This is a genomic window from Corallococcus sp. CA053C (genome assembly GCF_003611675.1).
Taxonomy (GTDB): domain Bacteria; phylum Myxococcota; class Myxococcia; order Myxococcales; family Myxococcaceae; genus Corallococcus.
This window is the reverse complement of record NZ_RAWA01000736.1, coordinates 1-1918: the sequence shown is the minus strand read 5'-3', so window position 1 is coordinate 1918 and position 1918 is coordinate 1. Positions and strand designations below refer to the sequence as shown.

Here is a 1918-nt window from a genome sequence, read left to right as displayed (position 1 = left end):
CCCCTTCGCGTCAGCGGCCCGTGCACTTCCTCCCACTCTCGGCCCGGGACGACACCGCGCTGCGAGCCCTGGCCCGCTCCTGGCGGGAGCACCTGGCCGAAGCACCGGAGCACCTTCGCGCCGCGGCGTGCGCGGCCGCGGTGTCGTCGCGCAGCCACCTGGAACACCGCGCCGCGGTGGTGGCGGCGGAGGGCTCGGGGCTGTCCGCCGGGCTCCTGGCACTCGCCGAGGGCGGTGAAGCCGAGGGCCTTCTTCGCGGCATCGTCGAGCAGGGCGCCCTTCCCCGTCTCGCGATCGCCATTCCCCACGCAGGGGACCTCTCCGCCACCGTGGCGGAGGTGTACCCGCTGGAGCCTGTCTTCGCGGCGGCCTATGACGCATGTGGCGCCGTGGCCGCGCAATTGTTGGGCGGGGACGCGCGGGCGTTGGAGTCGCGGGAGCTCACCGCCTTCCGCGCCCGGTACGCCCTGCTCAAGCTCATGGGGCACTGGGGATACACCCCTGACGCGCTGCTGGCGGATGGACGGGGCCTCTATCTGGCGGCGTGCGAGGCCGGGGTCCTGGAGCTCCGGGACGCGCTGCGCTGCCTGCTGCGCGACCTGGGCCTGCTGGGCCCCTTCACCGTGGAACCGGGACGGCTGAGCGCGCCGCGCCTGCGCCTGTTGCACACGCGGGCGGAGGCGCTCATCGACGCACGGACGGCCACGCGCTCCGACACGTGGGCGGCGCCCGGCGATGCGACGGGCGCGTGGGACGACGCGCTCAAGGGGTTGGACGTACCGGAGCGCCGGGTGCTCGTGGCCCTGGGCGACCTGGGGGCCCCCTGGCTCGCCGCCACCGCGGAGCACGCGCCCTGGCGGACCCTGCTCGGATGCGTGTCACGCCTCTACACGCGGGGACTCGCGCCGGCGCGACGCCCGTTCACGCAAGGGCTGCTCCGTCCGGAGCACGCGCTGCCCACCTATCCGTTCCAGCGCAAGCCCTACTGGCTGCGGGCCCTGGCCGAGGCGCCCCCCCGCTCGGAGCCGGACGCGCCCCGCACGCACGTGTTCGACGGCACGCCGTTGCACTCACCGCGCCGCGAGCGCGAGTTCTCCTACCGGCTCAGCCACGCGCGCCTGCCGGACCTGGCCGACAACCATGGCATCGCCCATGTCGGCCACTCCCAGGAGCTGTTGACCCGGGCCGTGCGCCAGCACCTGGGCCTCTCGTCGTTCGTGCTGCGGGACGTGCGCTACCTGGTCGCGCTGCACCTGGAGCCCGACGAGGAGCGCGAGGTGCGCCTCGTGGTCGAACCACTCGAGGGGGACCGCGCGAAGCTCCAGCTCCACGGCCGCACGCTCCAGCGCCAGGACACCGCCTGGACGCTCCACGCCCAGGCGGTGCTGGAGCCGGCGGCGCCCGCCCTGGAAGCGCCCTGCGCGCCCCCCCGCCTGGAAGGGGGCACCCACTGGGACGGCACCACCTTCCACCAACGGCTCGCCGAGCTGACCTTCGACCTGGGTGAGAGCGTGAAGTGGGTGGAGGAGGTGCGCTTCCGCGACGGCGAGGCCGTGGCCCGTTTCCGTCGGCAGCCCCCCGTGGACGCGCCCTCCCAGGGCCTGGGCTTCCATCCGGGAGTGCTCGACGCATGCGCCCAGCTCTTCGCTGTGGCGGGGGCCCCCTACCTCCAGGGCCGCATGCGCTTCATGGTGGTGGGCTGGGAGTCCTTCCAGCTCCATCGCGCCCCCGGGGATGACACGCTCCGGTGCCACATCGCCTTCCCGGAGCCTCCCGACGCGAGCGGGCGCATCACCGGCCACTTCCGGCTCTTCGACGGCGCGGACCACCTGGTCGCCGAGGCCCGGGGACACCGGGTGCAGTTGCTGAGCGCGGAGCGGGTGGAGGCACTCGAGAAGGCCCTCCACGAGAACTGTCT

1 protein-coding gene is annotated in these 1918 nt (G+C 74.2%); it reads left to right on the top strand.

Features of this window, described 5'->3' with window-relative positions; translation table 11 throughout:
- On the top strand, positions 1-1918 hold a 1918-nt coding region (locus D7V97_RS42700), incomplete at both ends, for a polyketide synthase dehydratase domain-containing protein (RefSeq protein ID WP_199729210.1).